General features: G+C 42.3%; 11 protein-coding genes. 5 read left to right on the top strand and 6 right to left on the bottom strand.

Going from position 1 to position 15,768, the window contains the following annotated elements:
* Positions 1 to 137: 137 nt before the first annotated feature.
* The 4 genes from HXT50_RS02285 (at position 138) to HXT50_RS02300 (ending at position 5,736) form a co-directional block, all read left to right on the top strand.
* Positions 138 to 2,462, top strand: coding sequence for a phage/plasmid primase, P4 family (locus HXT50_RS02285; RefSeq protein ID WP_004121944.1), 2,325 nt, complete (start codon positions 138 to 140; stop codon positions 2,460 to 2,462).
* A gap of 418 nt (positions 2,463 to 2,880) precedes the next feature.
* Positions 2,881 to 3,828: a phage major capsid protein gene (locus HXT50_RS02290; protein ID WP_070469374.1), complete on the top strand. Its 948-nt coding sequence runs from the start codon at positions 2,881 to 2,883 to the stop codon at positions 3,826 to 3,828.
* Positions 3,829 to 3,845: 17 nt separating this feature from the next.
* Complete coding sequence (locus HXT50_RS02295; protein WP_180947200.1) at positions 3,846 to 4,013, top strand: hypothetical protein; 168 nt, start codon at positions 3,846 to 3,848, stop codon at positions 4,011 to 4,013.
* 70 nt (positions 4,014 to 4,083) lie between these two features.
* On the top strand, positions 4,084 to 5,736 hold the full coding sequence (locus HXT50_RS02300) for a recombinase family protein (protein WP_421776970.1): 1,653 nt from the start codon (positions 4,084 to 4,086) through the stop codon (positions 5,734 to 5,736).
* 136 nt (positions 5,737 to 5,872) lie between these two features.
* Here the strand turns inward: HXT50_RS02300 and tig are convergent, their stop codons facing one another.
* The 6 genes from tig to HXT50_RS02330 form a co-directional block, all read right to left on the bottom strand.
* The gene (tig, locus tag HXT50_RS02305) at positions 5,873 to 7,222 is read right to left on the bottom strand and encodes a trigger factor (protein WP_012914242.1); all 1,350 of its coding nucleotides are present in this window, start codon (positions 7,220 to 7,222) and stop codon (positions 5,873 to 5,875) included.
* A 53-nt stretch (positions 7,223 to 7,275) separates the two neighbouring features.
* Positions 7,276 to 8,706, bottom strand: a complete 1,431-nt coding sequence (locus HXT50_RS02310) for an HRDC domain-containing protein (protein WP_421776971.1) — start codon at positions 8,704 to 8,706, stop codon at positions 7,276 to 7,278.
* 206 nt (positions 8,707 to 8,912) lie between these two features.
* Complete coding sequence (locus tag HXT50_RS02315; protein WP_004106331.1) at positions 8,913 to 9,260, bottom strand: hypothetical protein; 348 nt, start codon at positions 9,258 to 9,260, stop codon at positions 8,913 to 8,915.
* A gap of 106 nt (positions 9,261 to 9,366) precedes the next feature.
* Positions 9,367 to 10,248, bottom strand: a complete 882-nt coding sequence (gene pflA / locus HXT50_RS02320; protein WP_421776972.1) for a pyruvate formate-lyase-activating protein — start codon at positions 10,246 to 10,248, stop codon at positions 9,367 to 9,369.
* A gap of 110 nt (positions 10,249 to 10,358) precedes the next feature.
* The gene (gene pflB, locus HXT50_RS02325; protein WP_004106337.1) at positions 10,359 to 12,734 is read right to left on the bottom strand and encodes a formate C-acetyltransferase; all 2,376 of its coding nucleotides are present in this window, start codon (positions 12,732 to 12,734) and stop codon (positions 10,359 to 10,361) included.
* 117 nt (positions 12,735 to 12,851) lie between these two features.
* Positions 12,852 to 14,549: an NAD+ synthase gene (locus HXT50_RS02330; protein ID WP_421776973.1), complete on the bottom strand. Its 1,698-nt coding sequence runs from the start codon at positions 14,547 to 14,549 to the stop codon at positions 12,852 to 12,854.
* Between the two features lie 221 nt (positions 14,550 to 14,770).
* Between HXT50_RS02330 and HXT50_RS02335 the strand changes: the two genes are divergently transcribed.
* A complete protein-coding gene (locus tag HXT50_RS02335) occupies positions 14,771 to 15,604 on the top strand; it encodes a MetQ/NlpA family ABC transporter substrate-binding protein (protein ID WP_004106340.1) in 834 nt (277 codons plus the stop codon).
* Positions 15,605 to 15,768 lie beyond the last annotated feature (164 nt).

Below are 15,768 nucleotides of genomic sequence, written 5' to 3' on the forward strand. Positions count from 1 at the left end.
AAACCGTCAGATTACACCCTCTTTCATGGCTACCAAGTAGAAGACCAAAAAAACTTTTTAAGACAGGTTAAAAAGTCGGCTTTTTCTTTTGCCTGTGATGTAGAAGGGATAAGCCTTCTAGAAAAGGAGGATCAAATATGGATCTAGAGAAACTGCCAAAAGCACTAAAGAACAAGAATATCTTTTGTTCATGGAAGTACGAGCAGCAAGAAAACGGTAGGCTCACTAAGCCGCCTTATAACCCCATAACGGGAAAGAAAGCAGCTACAGACAACTTAAGCGATTTCACCTCGCTTGATGATGCCATGAAAGTAAAAGACCAATACGACGGAATTGGTATAAAGCTTGTTGATAACCTCTTAGGCATCGATTTAGACCACTGCATCGATAATGGCATCATTAAAGACTGGGCAAAAGAGATTATTGCCCATTTCAAGCACGCTTATATCGAATACAGCCCAAGTAAGCATGGCTTTCATATCTTGCTTCTGTTTAACGGCGCATACGATAAAAAGTCTTATTACATCAAGCATGGGGATATTGAGGTTTACAGCGCTCTAGCTACGAATCGCTATCTAACAGTTACGGGCGACGTGTATCAGGAAGGCGAGCTTTTAGAAGACGATGAAGCCATCATGTGGCTTTTAGACACGTACATGAAGCGAAACATAAACACTCATGAAAAAGAAAATAACGCGTGTACAAGGTCATATTTAAGCGATACATCTGTTATTGAAAAAGCTGGCAACGCCATAAATGGAGCTAAATTTACAGCACTTTGGCATGGTGACATTTCGGCTTACCCTTCTCATAGCGAAGCAGATGCCGCGCTTGTGTCTATTCTTGCCTTTTACTGTGGCGGTAACAAGGAGCAAATAGACCGACTTTTTCGTAAGTCTGCTTTATTCCGTCCTAAGTGGGATGAACACCGTGGCGCGGATACTTATGGCAACACAACCATTCAGAAAGCTGTTTCTAAATGTCATACCTTCTATGAGCCTTTCCATAATGCAAGTGCTGAGGAAGACTTTGATGATCTCTTATCTAAATTACAGGAACTAAAGCCTGATGAAAATATACGATATCGCAACGGTGATTTAGGTAATGGCAGATTGTTTGCTGATATTTTCCAAAACATTCTGCACTATGTACCGGAGCGCAAAATGTGGTTCATCTTCGATGGTGTACGTTGGACTTGCGATATTGGAACGCTTAAAACGATGGAACTATGCAAGGATTTAGCTCTTTCTCTTATACGTTATGCTGGTGTCATTAAAGACGAGAGAACCCGTTCCATGCTTGTTGAGTATTGGAACAAATGGAGCAGCCGTCGTAACCGTGAGATTTATATCAAGGAAGCTCAAAGCGTTTACCCCATTTCGATGGAAGCGTTCGATAAGAACATTTATCTATTTAACTGCCAAAACGGAACTTTAGACCTTCAGCACGGTGTATTTCGCAAGCACTTAGCAACAGATCTTATTACCAAAGTATCACCTGTGTTTTATGACCCGAAGGCAAGAAGTGAACGTTTTCGCCAGTTTGTCGATGAAATTATGAGCGGAGATTGTGAGAAAGCCTTGTATCTTCAAAAGTCATTAGGCTATGCGTTAAGCGGTGATACACGCTATGAGTGCATGTTCTTTCTTTTTGGAGAAAGCACAAGAAACGGTAAAGGCACACTCATGGAAAGCGTTCTGTCTGTGATGGGCGATTACGGAAAAGCGGTACGCGCGGAAACCATTGCTCTAAAGAAGAACCCTAATAGCTCACAGCCGACCGAGGATGTAGCACGCCTTGCCGGTGTTCGCTTTGCCAATATATCTGAGCCGAGCCGAGGACTATTCCTTAATTCAGCCCAAGTTAAATACATGACGGGAAGTGATACCTTAAACGCTCGATTCCTGCATGAGAACAGTTTTGACTTTAAACCACAGTTCAAACTGTACGTGAACACCAATTATCTGCCCGTCATCAGCGATATGACAGTGTTTAGTAGCGACCGCATGCAGATTATTCCCTTTAACAGGCATTTTGAAGCGTGGGAACAGGATAAAACCTTAAAGGCGGAGTTTTCTAAAAAAGAGGTGCAAAGTGCCATTTTAAACTGGCTTCTTGAAGGCTTTACCCACCTCCGAGATGAAGGCTTTAAGCCGCCTAATAGCGTTCTTGATGCCATTTTTAGTTATGCCCACGACAGTGACAAGATGGCACAGTTTGCTGAAGATGTACTCGTTAAAGACCAGAGCTCTGAGATTCGAACGGCAGTTGTATACGACCACTACAAGAAGTGGTGCATTGATAACGGCTGTTTTTCTGAGAACAGCAGAAACTTCAATCAGGAATTAAGAAAATTTGCCGAGGTTGTAAGAAAGCGTCCCAAGACAGGCGGAGAAAAAACCACGCTTCTTAAAGGCTACAGGCTTAAAAGTGAGTTTAGCGATTTTTTAAGTGGCAACTAGTGGCAGTTAATAACCTATATCCCCATATAACCCTATAAGGCAATAACGAAATTTAACTGCCACATCATGCCACGTTTAAGGAGGTGGTGCCTATGATTGCGTAATTCGTATCGCAAACCTGTGTTGAACATGAAGAAGAAATACTATCATGCACAAATCAAAATACTGAAATGATTTCAGCTTTTTGACAACATTGAAGAAAGAAAACCTGCCTAGGTACTGTGCTGTTAGAAATTTATTCGCATACTACTTTCTGAACCTAACCCCCTAGGGGGGGTCAAATCTCTAAAGAGTACCCCTTCGGGAACGGGCGCAGGGTCTTGCGTGCAAAAACAGCGAATTCAAAAGGGTAAATGGGCAAAATCAAGCAAATTACTGCAGTAATTGCAGAAAACAGTAATGAAAGGAACTAACAATTATGATTAACAGAGATATTGAAAAAGAAATGAAACTAGCAAGTCAGGACTACCACAACACGTTTTGGAACGTACTGCGCGACGCAAATGGTAATGCGAACAATATTGCAGGAAAACTGCGCCACATTCATACAGGTGCATATGATTTGCCGACTTCTTCTCTAGCAAAACTCGAAGCAAAACTTGCAAACAAAAGTAATCTTAGAAAACTGTGTACAGTGGTAAAAGCACACTCCCAAGCAAGTAAATTGTTCATCTATGAAGCCTCACCGTTCACCAAATGGATGAAAGATTATGACACAAGCATCATGACGTATATGCCTATTAAAGATGGTTTTAAGCGTATTGATGTAACGGAGTATACCCTAGTTAACCTCATTCGTTTGGGTACGGATTTTGCAGCTGACCTTGACTTTGATATCGAAGAGTTCATAACAAGCGAATTGACAAAGCAATTCATATTGAGTGAGTCAGAAGCTTTTATAAATGGTGATGGAATAACTAAACCGACAGGAATTTTATCAGATACATCAGGTGCTGAGGTTGCTGTGCAAGCAAAAGAGATTTCCGCAGATGCCATCAAACGTTTATTCTTCTCGCTAGATAGTAAGTATCGAGAAAATGCCACGTGGCTTATGAATGATGAAACTGCTCTTTATCTTCAAACCTTAAAGGACACTACCGGATCATACATCCTATCTGATTTTGATGGCAACTTAATGGGCAGACCTGTGGTCATTGACAATGCCATGCCTTCTTCTCAAAAGGGAGCGAAAGTTATCGCCTTTGGTGATTTTTCCAACTATTGGATTATCGAACGCCATAACCCAACCATCAAGGTTCTAAACGAAATATTTTCTCTTATAGACCAGATAGGTTACCTCTCTTTTGAGTATTTGGATGGGAAACTGGTACATCCTGAAGCAATTAAAGTATTGCAACTTTCTTAAAAAAGAGGTCAAAATGCATGGATGAACAAATTAAGGATACACCGGTAAAAACCGAAGTGTTAAGAATCGGAAATACTGAATTTACGGTTCACTCTCTTGAAAGCAAGAGTGCTAAGAAAGGTGTCAAAGACCTAATCAAACACCTTATTTTAAGCAATTTAAACCATGTAATAGAAGCTAAATAACTTGATAAATTCTGAGTTATACGGGAATATATACTGACCGCTTGAAGGCTGTCGGAAAGGAGGAAAACAGATGAATAAACTAAATAGACAGCCTTCTTATACTCTAGATAATGTAGGCAAGATAACGGCACTTTACTGCCGTTTATCCAAAGACGATGAATTACAAGGTGACAGCAATTCCATCATCAATCAAAAGAGCATGCTGAAAAAGTATGCCGAGGACAATCATTTCAACAATCTTATGTTCTTTGTAGACGATGGCTACTCGGGTACTAATTTCCAGCGACCTGATTGGCTTAAATTAACTGCTCTCATTGACGAAGGAAAGATTGGAACCATTATCGTCAAGGACATGTCACGCTTGGGTAGAGATTATCTGCAAGTTGGTATGTATACAGAGATGGTATTCCCTAACGCTGATATTCGCTTTATTGCAATAAATAACGGCGTAGATAGCAATAATCAGTCAGACAACGACATGACACCTTTCATCAACATCTTCAATGAGTTTTATGCTAAAGACACAAGCAGAAAAATAAAAGCTGTGTTTAAAGCAAAAGGACAAAGTGGGAAGCCGCTCTGCATCAATCCTCCTTACGGATATCTTAAGGATCCTGAAGATAAAAATCATTGGATTGTAGATGAAGAAGCTGCCAGTGTAGTGCGTGAAATCTTTAGACTCTGCGTTAATGGGTATGGGCCTAGCCAGATTGCCAATGAGCTAATCAAAAGGAATATTCCAACACCTTCTGAGCATTTTTTCTCTCTTGGTATTAAAATTCCTTCCGCGAAATCGGAGATTAAGGGAGTCTGGAATCAAAAAACTATCTCTAATATGCTTGAAAAGCAAGAATATCTTGGGCATACGGTCAATTTCAAAACAAGAAAGAAATCGTACAAGTGCAAGAAAACATTATTGAATCCCAAAGAAGACTGGCTAATTTTCAAAAACACACACGAAGCAATTATTGACCAGGAAACTTTTGACATAGTTCAACGTATAAGAAATGGTAGACGAGTGCGTGCCAATCTTGGAGAAATGCCAGTGTTATCAGGAATGCTATTTTGTGCGGATTGTGGTAACAAGCTTTATCAGGTTCGAGGAAAAGATTGGAGCCATGATAAAGAATACTTTGTCTGTGCTACCTATCGTAAGCAAAAAGGCAAATGCTCATCACATCAAATTAGAAATATTCAGATCGAAGCAATACTGCTTCACGAGCTTAGAACTATTACTTCATTTGCCAAACAGCACGAAGAAGAGTTCGTGGGACTTGTGATGAAGAAAAGCGAGAAAGAACTAACCCAAAAGTTAAAGTCCTCTAATAGGGAACTCGAGCAAGCAAAAGCAAGAATTAGCAAACTTGACACAATTGTTCAGCATCTCTATGAAGACAACTTAGACGGTAAAATTTCTGATGAACGATTTAAGAGCATGTCTGAGTCCTACGACAAGGAACAAGCTGAACTGAAAAGCAAGATTGAATCCCTTGAAGCCTTTATTTCTAAAGCGCAAGAGGAATGTCTCAACGTAGATTCTTTCTTGAAATTAGTACGACAATACACAGATATACAAGAACTTAATGCAGAGATCATTCGAACCTTTGTAGATAAGATTTATGTTGAAAAATCTGAAAAGGTAGCAGGTACAAGAACCAAGAAACAAACCATATGGATACAGTGGAATTACATAGGTGCAGTTGATATTCCACTCCATAAGTAAAATCGGCGTAGCCGGTAGTAATACCGATTACGCCGATAATTTTTTTAGGAATTAAATCCCTAAGTGAACGCCCCTAAAGCCCTGGGTTTTTAGCAAATATGAGAAAGTATAAACTTTTTTTCTTGCTTGAAAAATACTACTTAGAAAGTTCGTCAGCAACTTCTGCAGCAGCAGAAGCAGCCTTCACGCTTTCGTCTTCGTCATCATCCTCAGACAAGAATGCACTCAAGTCAAGAGCTTCTCCGCCGGAAACGAACTTTACAGCACGCATACCAGCAAGCAAGCCCTTAGAACGAGCAACTTCCTGCACAGCGGAACCAAGCTGACCGTTGTTAACGATTGCGTTAATGAACTGGTTTGGATCCATGCCGTACTGCTGAGCAACAGAAACCAAGAAGTTGGTGACGTCAGCCTGGGAAACAGTCACATCCATCTGTTCAGCCAAAGCGTCAAGAACCATCTGGTCGCGAAGTTCCTTCTCAGCAGCCTGCTGAGCTTCGTCCTTCTGCTTCTTGGTAGCTTTTTCAGGATCAGGGGTCATGCCCTTCAAATGCTCTGAAACAGCCTTGTCCAAAACGCCCTTTGGCACAGGAATTTCAACTTCTTCCTGAAGCTTAACAAGGAATGCGTCACGGGCATTAGTTGCCTGACGACCTTCAGCAGCCTGCTCGCAAGCCTTGCGAATATCTGCCTTCAAATCCTTCAAAGTATCAAACTCAGAAGCTTCCTGAGCAAAATCATCATCAAGCTCTGGCAATTCCTGAGTCTTTACGGAATTAACCTTAACCTTGATCTGAGCCTTCTCGCCCTTATGCTTACCGGACTCGAGAGTACCCTCAAAGGTGGTTTCTTCACCGGCAGAAAGGCTATCCAAAGCCTCATCCAAACCGTCAAGCAACACACCGGAACCGATTTCGTAGCTTACGCCCTCTTGCGCATCAACTACTTCGTCATCGATACGAGCTTCCAAATCAATGTTAGTGTAATCACCCTTAGCTGCAGGACGGTCAACACCAACCAAAGTAGCAAAACGCTGACGGAGGCTTTCCAAGCGCTCCTTGACATCCTTGTCGGAAACCTTTGGCTTCTCAACTTCAATCTCAACGCCCTTGAACTTGTTCAACTTGAAATCTGGACGACGCTCAACTGTTGCTACAAACTTAAGACTTGCATCTGCATCAGTCGACGTTGGAACTTCCTGAACGTCAAATTCTGGCTGATCCATTGGGCGAATCTTCTTTTCTTCCAAAGCCTTAGAATAAAGCTCTGGTACAGCGGAATTTACGGCTTCGCCGGCAACAGCTGCGAAACCGACGCGCTGATCTACAATCTTGCCTGGCACATGTCCCTTACGGAAACCTGGCACGTTAATTTGCTTAGCAATCTCCTTACGAGCTTCTTCCAAGAATGGTTTGAAGTCTTCGAGATCTGCGGTAATGGTGAGCTTAACTTTAGTTGGCTCAAGATTCCTGACGCTGATTTTCACGCTTGCGCTCCTGAAATTACGTTTTTTCTAGCTTCTGCCGTATGGCACAACCGTTACATGATAGCGCGAGTTACGGACTCAGCTACCAATCGGGTTTGCCATTCGCGAGCACCATGCTCACTTAAGAATGTTTTAACATCAATATCTTGCGCATCATCACGCCAGCAAAGATTACGAATAATCTGTGGTTTGATAATAATTTCTGCAGGAGTATGAGTGTATTCAGAAATTTGATTTAACTCAGCTTTTACTCTTTGTAAACGCTCATAACGCTTAGGGTGATGTTCTCGCCAATATTTCATAGATCTAGGAGCGCTTTGTGAATCTTGCATATCCTGTAAATACTGCGAATCTGATAAATCATGGCAATCCTGACAATCGTTAGAACCTTGTGACTCGTCAGTATCTGTTGATTTAAGTACGCTCGTTTTACGAGATTCGCGCGAATTAAGTTGAATAGCTCCATTCGGTAATACTGGATGCACATCATCCATAGCTGTTTCACCAGATTTAGCGCGCAAAATAGCATTCTCTATAACGTTTTTCCAAATAGATGGTTTAATTTTGCGCTGAATTGGAGCGTAACGCTCGAACATTTTGTCTTGCTCACTGCCAGTGTGTACTCGCACTCGCTCATTCAAAGAACGAATAGCACGAAACGCGCGCGCATTACTAGGTTTACGCTTACCAGCTTCAATAATCGCAGCATCAGAAAGTAGCAGAGTTGGCGCAATATCATATTCACGCGCTAAAGCATCTCGCTTTTGCCACAATGCTTTCGCAATAACTAAACCAACACGATCGTGCATAAGCACACTTATATGCGATATTTTAAGCCATGGACGCGGATGCGGAGCTTTCTTTTGTGCACCCTTATTAAGTAAGTATTTAAATTCTTCTTCCGCCCAGGAAAGCTTACCTTGCTTTTTTAGCTCGCCACGCATTACTTCTTCTAATTCGATTAGCAATTCAACGTCTAAAGCCGCGTAATTTCGCCAATCTCTAGGAAGTGGGCGGTAAGACCAATCCGCTGCAGAATGTTCTTTTGCGAGCGTCAAACCCAAATAATATTCGGTTACAGAACTTAAACCAAAGCGCTTTCTTCCAAGTAATTTAGCTGCAATCTCGGTATCGAATAAAGCACGAGGACGCAAACCAATATCGAAAAATCCTGGCAAATCTTGCATCGAATCGTGAATAATCCAAGGCGCATCTCCTACAGCCTTGTTAAATTCGTTCCAATCAGCTCCAAGTTTTGTAAGTTCTATTGGATCCAGTAACCCTATTCCTGCACCTTTGCGTTTAAACTGAATCAACCAATCTTCATGACCATATCTAAAACCGGAAGCTCGCTCAGCATCTGCAGCTAAAGAACCGGAACCTGCTGCCAATAAGCTACAATATTCTTTATATGCTTCAAGCGTATCAATGACTTCTGGAACTCCTTCCCTAGGCTCTTTTAAAAGCTTTGGTTCCTCGAACAAGTACGCCTCCCGATTTGAATGCTTTAGTCAAATTCTTACGTTTTTTGCAACTTATTCTGTACTTTTTGCAAAATATTGCGCAAGATATATTTAAGCCGTGTTAAAGATTATGCATCTTGTAACACGGCTTCAACTTTCGCACACAACTACGACTATTCAAAAAATAAATAATCAATTAAATAATCAATCTGTTTTATTGTTTGATCTTATTGAGTTATGCTCTTAACAAGCTTGGTTTTAAGGAATCTAGTAAGAGTAAATGCGACTGCCGAAACTAAAACTGTTGGGATAACGTAGACAGTATGTAAACCTAAATCTCTTATTGGGAAAGTGGCAAGTTCTGTAGCAATGGTTATAGCAATAGATATTATTGGCACTTCAATAAGAAGTTTCTTATCGAAAGCCGCAACGATATTTATCGGCAACAAAATTATCGGCAAAACAATTAAAATAATAAGCGCTGTGCCAAAGCCAAACTGATCGTTACACCGTGCAAAAATAGCTAACGCTAATGCAAAAGCTAATGCAATCCAACAACCTATTCTGCGCTTCATTGCGTATCCTTTCTCTAAAAAGGGTGTTTGTGTAATTATACAAAAATCCTTCAAAAAAAAAACAATACAATACGCAAAAATTGCCTAAAACGCATCGAGGTTCAGTCTAGTACACAACAAAACCGTGGTCTTTGAACTGGTTTACAACTCGCTCTTTTAGTGTCCTAGAAGGTCCTTTTTGATTCTCAAGAGGGTACGGTATTCGAAGCTCATGCCACTTTGGGCGACCTAGTTGATGGAAGCCAAGCACGTCAATATGCTCAACAGCATCCCCAAACGAATCGCAAATCTCAGCAACTTTTTCAACGTTTTCTTCGCTGTCAGTCAAACCTGGAACAAGCACAAAACGCACCCAAATCTTCTTACCAGCCTTTGCCAAGCGCTGACCAAAGTCAATAGTTGGCTGAAGCAAGCCGCCAGTTACTTTTTTATACGTTTCTTCAGTTCCTGATTTAACGTCAAGAAGGCAAAGATCAATGTCTTCAATCATTTCGTCCGTGTAATTACGATTCAAAAATCCCGAAGTATCTAAGCAAGTATGCACGCCCATTTCTTTTGCAGCACGAAAAACTCTAGATACAAAAGCTGGTTGCATCATGGACTCGCCGCCAGAAAAAGTGATTCCGCCGCCTGTTGCCTTAAAAAGACTTTGATAACGGTCAACTTTTTTAATCATCGCATCTAAGTAGACTGGCTTGCCGTCGCGCATTTTCCAAGTATCAGGATTTTGGCAGTACTGGCAGCGAAGCGGGCAACCGCTCATAAACACTGTCATACGAGTTCCCGGGCCATCAACAGAAGTGTTAATATCCCACGAATGCACAAACCCAATATCGCCTGTTTTAAGAGCAACAAGGCGATCTTTTCGATCTAGCCCAATTGGGGATTCAAAGCCGGAAAGTCCACCCATTAAAGTTTGACGAGCATACTCTTTTGACTCTTTGAGCATATGCTGAGTAGTAGTACGAAACGCTGTGTTTTCAGCCATCTAACTGCCCTCCAAACTATTTATAAATAAATAATAAATAATATACGCAATTAACAAAAGCCGGGAGCGAAACTAGCCTCGCTCCCGGCGGTGTTTACTAATCAACCAAATCAGTCAGTAACTGAACCCTGGTGGAATGTACGAGAAATAACGTCGAGCTGCTGCTCCTTAGTGAGCTTCACGAAGTTCACTGCATAGCCGGAAACTCGAACCGTCAAATGCGGATACTTTTCTGGGTGCTCAACAGCATCTTCAAGCTGTTCCTTACGCAACACGTTGATGTTCGCGTGGTACAAACCGTGACCGTTGCCAGCATCCAAAATGCCAACCAAGTTGCTGATGCGCTCGTCTTCGTCACGACCTAAACCATCAGGAGTAATGGTGTTCGTAAGCGAAATGCCGTCAAGAGCATCGTCGTAATCAATCTTTCCAACGGAGAACATCGAAGGAAGCATGCCGTGCGAATCCATGCCGTTTTCTGGGTTTGCGCCTGGAGCGTACGGAGTACCCTTCTTGTGACCGGATGGGAAGGAACCAGTGTTCTTGCCATACTCAACGTTAGAAGTGATAGTCAAAATGGACTGAGTTGGTACAGCATTACGGTACACAGGCAAACGCTTTACCTGACCCATAACAGTGCTCACAACCCACTTAGCTAAGTCGTCTGCACGATCGTCGTCGTTACCGTAAATTGGGAACTCGCCAACAGTCTTGTAGCCAACGATTAAGTCGTCGTCGCCACCCTCAATGTACTCGTACTCGTGGCCTTCAGTTGTCTTAGCATCCTTGTTGTAGATTGGGTAAACCTTTGCATACTTCAAAGCAGCCAAGGAATCTGCAGCAATAGACAAACCGGACATGCCGCAACCAAGCGTACGATAAACTTCCTTATCATGCAAAGCCATTTCGATGGACTCGTAAGCGTACTTATCGTGCATGTAGTGGATGATATTCAAAGCCTCAATATAGGTTTCGGAAAGCCATTCCAAAGCCTTCTCGTAGTTAGCCTTAACTTTCTCGTAGTCGAGAGTACCGTCAGCTTCTGGCTTGATTGGGTCAATAACACCCTTATCAATAACCTGCATACCGGTCATTTCATCGCGACCGCCGTTGATTGCGTAAAGCAAAGCTTTTGCAGAGTTCACGCGAGCAGCGAAGAACTGCATTTGCTTACCGACGCGCATTGGAGAAACGCAGCAAGCAATAGCAGCGTCATCACCCCAGTGCTCACGAATGTCTTTATCGGACTCGTACTGGATTGCAGAAGTGTCGATAGAAATTCGTGCGCAGAAACGCTTATAAGCTTCTGGAAGCTTTGGATCCCAGAAAATAGTGATATTTGGCTCAGGACCAGGTCCCAAATGCTCAAGAGTCAAAGTGTTGAGCAAACGGAACGAAGTCTTGGTTACGAAAGTGCGACCGTCCTCGCTGAAGCCTGCATCGGACCAAGTTGCCCAGTAAGGATCACCAGAGAAGATTGCGTCGTAATCCTTAGTACGCAAGAAGCGCACAATACGAAGCTTCATAACAAGAGCATCAATAATTTCCTGAGCGTCGGTTTCGTTAATTAAACCTGCCTTCAAATCGCGCTCAAAGTAGCAATCAAAGAATGCAGAAACGCGACCGAAGCTCATTGCAGCGCCATCCTGGCTCTTAACAGAAGCAAGATAGCCCATGTAAGTCCACTGAACAGCTTCCTTAGCGGTCTTAGCTGGACGAGTCAAATCCAAACCGTACTCGTTACCCAAGTTAATAAGCTGCTTCAAAGCCTTAATCTGCTCGTCATGCTCTTCGCGGAAGCGAATCCAATGCTCAATTTCAGTCTCGGTAAAATCGTTACGGTATGGAATCGAATCCTTGTCGCGCTTCTTGAACTCAATAAGCATGTTCACGCCGTAAAGAGCCACACGACGATAATCGCCAATAATACGACCGCGGCCGTAAGCATCTGGCAAACCGGTCAAAATCTTGTTGTGGCGAGCAATCTTAATATTCTTGGTGTAAACGCCAAATACACCATCGTTATGAGTCTTGCGGTAGACGGTGAAGATCTTCTTGATTTGAGGATCTACTTCCTTGCCAGCTTCTTTAATAGCCTGCTCAACCATGCGCCAACCGCCATTTGGCATCATAGCGCGCTTGCAAGGCTCATCAGTTTGCAAACCGACGATTACGTTATCTACTTCTGGGCTTTCAATGTAGCCTGCTGGCATTGCATCAATGCCTGCTGGGATATGAGTTTCAACATCATAAACACGACGTTCACGTTCAACAGCCAAGTAGTTGTCGTCGAGATACTTCCACATGTGCTTCGTTTTTTCAGTGGCATTTGCCAAGAAGCTTTCGTCACCTTCATATGGCGTATAGTTCTTTAATATAAAGTCGCGTACGTCAATGTCTTTCTTCCAATTGCCGTCAGTAAAACCATTCCACGCTTCGGTACGAAGATCCTCTTCACTGAGAACTGGTGCATCAACTGATGTCATGTTTAGACTCCTTTTGTACCCGCAACGCATCTTCACGCTGCCCTAATAACAATGTTAAAGCATGGGTAAACGCATACACGAGTAGTTTTGCAAAAAATCTAGTGAAATACATCACATTTATTCACGAAAAGCTGTGGTAACAGGCATTCTGCGATCCCTGCCAAAAGCAATAGCACTTACTTTTGGTCCAAGTGGATACTGCCTGCGCTTCCATTCTGCGCGATCAACTAAACGCATAACCGTGTCAACAGTATGCTCGTCAAAACCATCTTCAAGCAAATCCGCTCTACCATGAGCAAGCTCAATATGAGCCTCTAAAACGCGATCAAGCAAATCGTACTCAGGTAAAGAATCAGAATCCTTTTGCCCTGGACGCAACTCTGCACTCGGAGGCTTAATAATAGAATTAACAGGAATAAGCACGCCATCTTGCGGAGCTTTCGCTTTCTGAGAATCCTCATATCCAACAATTGGCAGCATACCAATACCTACTCCAGCATTCGCAGCGCGATTCCTCCAACGAGAAAGTGCCCAAACGCGCGTCTTAAGCAAATCCTTAATAGGAGCATACCCTCCTACCGCATCGCCATAGATAGTAGAATATCCGCAAGCAAGCTCCGATTTATTACCAGTTGCGAGCGCCAAAACACCGCGCGAATTTGAATATGCCATTACGATTACGCCACGAACGCGAGCTTGCAAGTTTTCCGCAGCAACTCCTTCTAAGGAAAGTTGTGATTGGAAAGCTTTAAAAAGCGGTTCAATTGGTTGCACATCGTAGTGAGCGCCAATTCGCTCTGCTAAATCGCGCGCATCGTCTTTAGAACTGTCCGAAGAGTACATGCTTGGCATAGAAATGCCATACACATTTGCTCCACCGCAAGCATCGGCAGCCATAGTAGCTACTAAGGTAGAATCAATTCCTCCAGAAAGTCCTAAGCACACGCCCTTAAAACCATTCTTACGCATGTAATCTCTAAGACCTACAACACACGCACAATACACTTCTTCATCTGCGTCAAGTTTTGGAGCAATGCTTGAAACTTTCTGCTTTTTCAGCGAGTTATCAAAATCAACAAACGACAAATCTTCAGCAAACATTGCCGAGCGTTCAAGCAAAGTTCCGTCAGAATCAACAACAAAACTTCCACCGTCAAAAACCAAATCATCTTGACCACCGACCTGGTTCACATACACAACCGGCGCATTGACTTCAACAGCGCGCTTTTGAGCCAAACTCAAACGCACATGAGTTTTACCTTCCTCATATGGAGAACCGTTCATAGTTACTAGCGCATCGATACCAAGTTTTGCCAAACGCGCAACAGGACCGCCATCTTGCCAAATATCTTCGCAAATAGCAAAACCTAGACACATTCCATCTACTTCCAGCAGCTCACACTTATTGCCAGAAGAGAAAATACGAAACTCGTCAAAAACACCATAATTTGGCAAGAAATGCTTGTCGTATTGCAACACAGATTTGCCTTCATGCAATACGAGAAGCCTGTTTCGAGGCTTTCCAGCAGACTCGTCAAAGCCAACAGTTCCAACTACTACGTAAAGCTCCCCCAAGCCTTCTTCTGAAAGTTTTGATGCAAGCAAGTCTGCAGCTTTTTGTGCAGCTGTGCGGAACGTGGCACGCAAGGCGAGATCTTCAATAGGATACCCAGTCAAAGTCATCTCAGGAAATACAACCATGCGAGCACCCGACTGCTTTGCGCGCGCAGCATACTTCAAAACTTTTTCAACGTTGCTATCAATATTCCCAACGCAGGTATCTATCTGCGCTAACGCCAATCGCAAAAAACTCATACATTACAGTCTAGTAGATAGCTTCATTGCAAGTAAGCGACGTGTTGAAAAACTTATTTTTTCTCTTTCCACACTGCAAGTATGCGAATTATTAACACGTCATAAATAATACTAATAAGCAAAGTATAGAATTATTGATTTTTCTCGCCTATATTGATAATTCGTTACTCGCGAAGGGGATTTAACTTTAAACGAATTTCACCGAACAAGGAGCAGGAAATATGCGAAAAATTAAAGTTATTGCATCAATTACAGCACTGGCAGCATTAGCGACTTTCACTTTAAGTGGCTGCGGTAGCTCAAAAGCAGGCGCGAAGGATGACAAAACTATTACTGTTGCTGCTTCGCCTACTCCGCATTCTGAAATCTTAAATAAGGTTGTAAAGCCAATCTTGCAAAAAGAAGGCTACAAGCTAGTAGTAAAGGAATTTACTGACTACGTGCAGCCAAATACAGCTACTGAAGAAGGCGAAGTTGACGCAAACTACTATCAGCATTTGCCTTATCTTGACAACTTTAATAAGGAAAAGGGAACTCACCTTGTTTCAGTAGGTGGAATTCATTTTGAACCATTTGGATTGTATCCAGGAAAAACCAAGACGATTAAAGCATTAGCAAATGGCGCAACTGTTGCAGTTCCAAATGATCCTACTAATGAGGCTCGCGCATTGCTTCTTTTGCAAGATGCTGGATTGATTAAGTTGAAGAATCCAAAGGATATTAACGCTACTACAAAAGATATTACTGAGAATCCTAAGAATTTGAAGTTTAAAGAACTTGAAGCGGCAACAGTTCCTACTGCCATTAAGGATGTGGATCTTGCTGCCATGAATGGCAATTACGCTATTCAAGCTGGTTTTAACCCAACTAAAGACCCACTTACTTCAGAAAAAGTTGGTGGCATTGCGGCTAAAACTTATGAAAATATTATTGTAGTAAAGAAGGGCTCTGAAAAGTTTGCAAAAATCAAAGCCTTACTCAAAGCTTTGAAGACAAGCGAAGTGCGCGACTATATTACTAAAACTTACAAAGGCGCTGTGCTTCCTGTTTTCTAAATAATACTCACAATGTAGCCACCTAATGCCGCATGTGTATGCTTCGTGTATGCTTTGCGACATTATTTTATAAGCGTGTAATATACGTAATGTGCGTGCTAGTCAATAATCTAGTTAATGACGCTAGTTAGTAACTCTAGTTAGTAACGAAGTATATTTCACAC

Source organism: Gardnerella sp. KA00243, assembly GCF_049244105.1.
In the GTDB taxonomy this organism is placed as follows: domain Bacteria; phylum Actinomycetota; class Actinomycetes; order Actinomycetales; family Bifidobacteriaceae; genus Bifidobacterium; species Bifidobacterium leopoldii.

Coding starts and splice junctions, on each gene's coding strand:
- HXT50_RS02290 (WP_070469374.1), top strand. CDS start 2,881: ATGATTAACAGAGATATTGAAAAAGAAATGAAACTAGCAAGTCAGGAC.
- pflA (WP_421776972.1), bottom strand. CDS start 10,248: ATGGCTGAAAACACAGCGTTTCGTACTACTACTCAGCATATGCTCAAA.
- HXT50_RS02335 (WP_004106340.1), top strand. CDS start 14,771: ATGCGAAAAATTAAAGTTATTGCATCAATTACAGCACTGGCAGCATTA.
- HXT50_RS02300 (WP_421776970.1), top strand. CDS start 4,084: ATGAATAAACTAAATAGACAGCCTTCTTATACTCTAGATAATGTAGGC.
- pflB (WP_004106337.1), bottom strand. CDS start 12,734: ATGACATCAGTTGATGCACCAGTTCTCAGTGAAGAGGATCTTCGTACC.
- HXT50_RS02315 (WP_004106331.1), bottom strand. CDS start 9,260: ATGAAGCGCAGAATAGGTTGTTGGATTGCATTAGCTTTTGCATTAGCG.
- HXT50_RS02330 (WP_421776973.1), bottom strand. CDS start 14,549: ATGAGTTTTTTGCGATTGGCGTTAGCGCAGATAGATACCTGCGTTGGG.
- HXT50_RS02285 (WP_004121944.1), top strand. CDS start 138: ATGGATCTAGAGAAACTGCCAAAAGCACTAAAGAACAAGAATATCTTT.
- HXT50_RS02295 (WP_180947200.1), top strand. CDS start 3,846: ATGGATGAACAAATTAAGGATACACCGGTAAAAACCGAAGTGTTAAGA.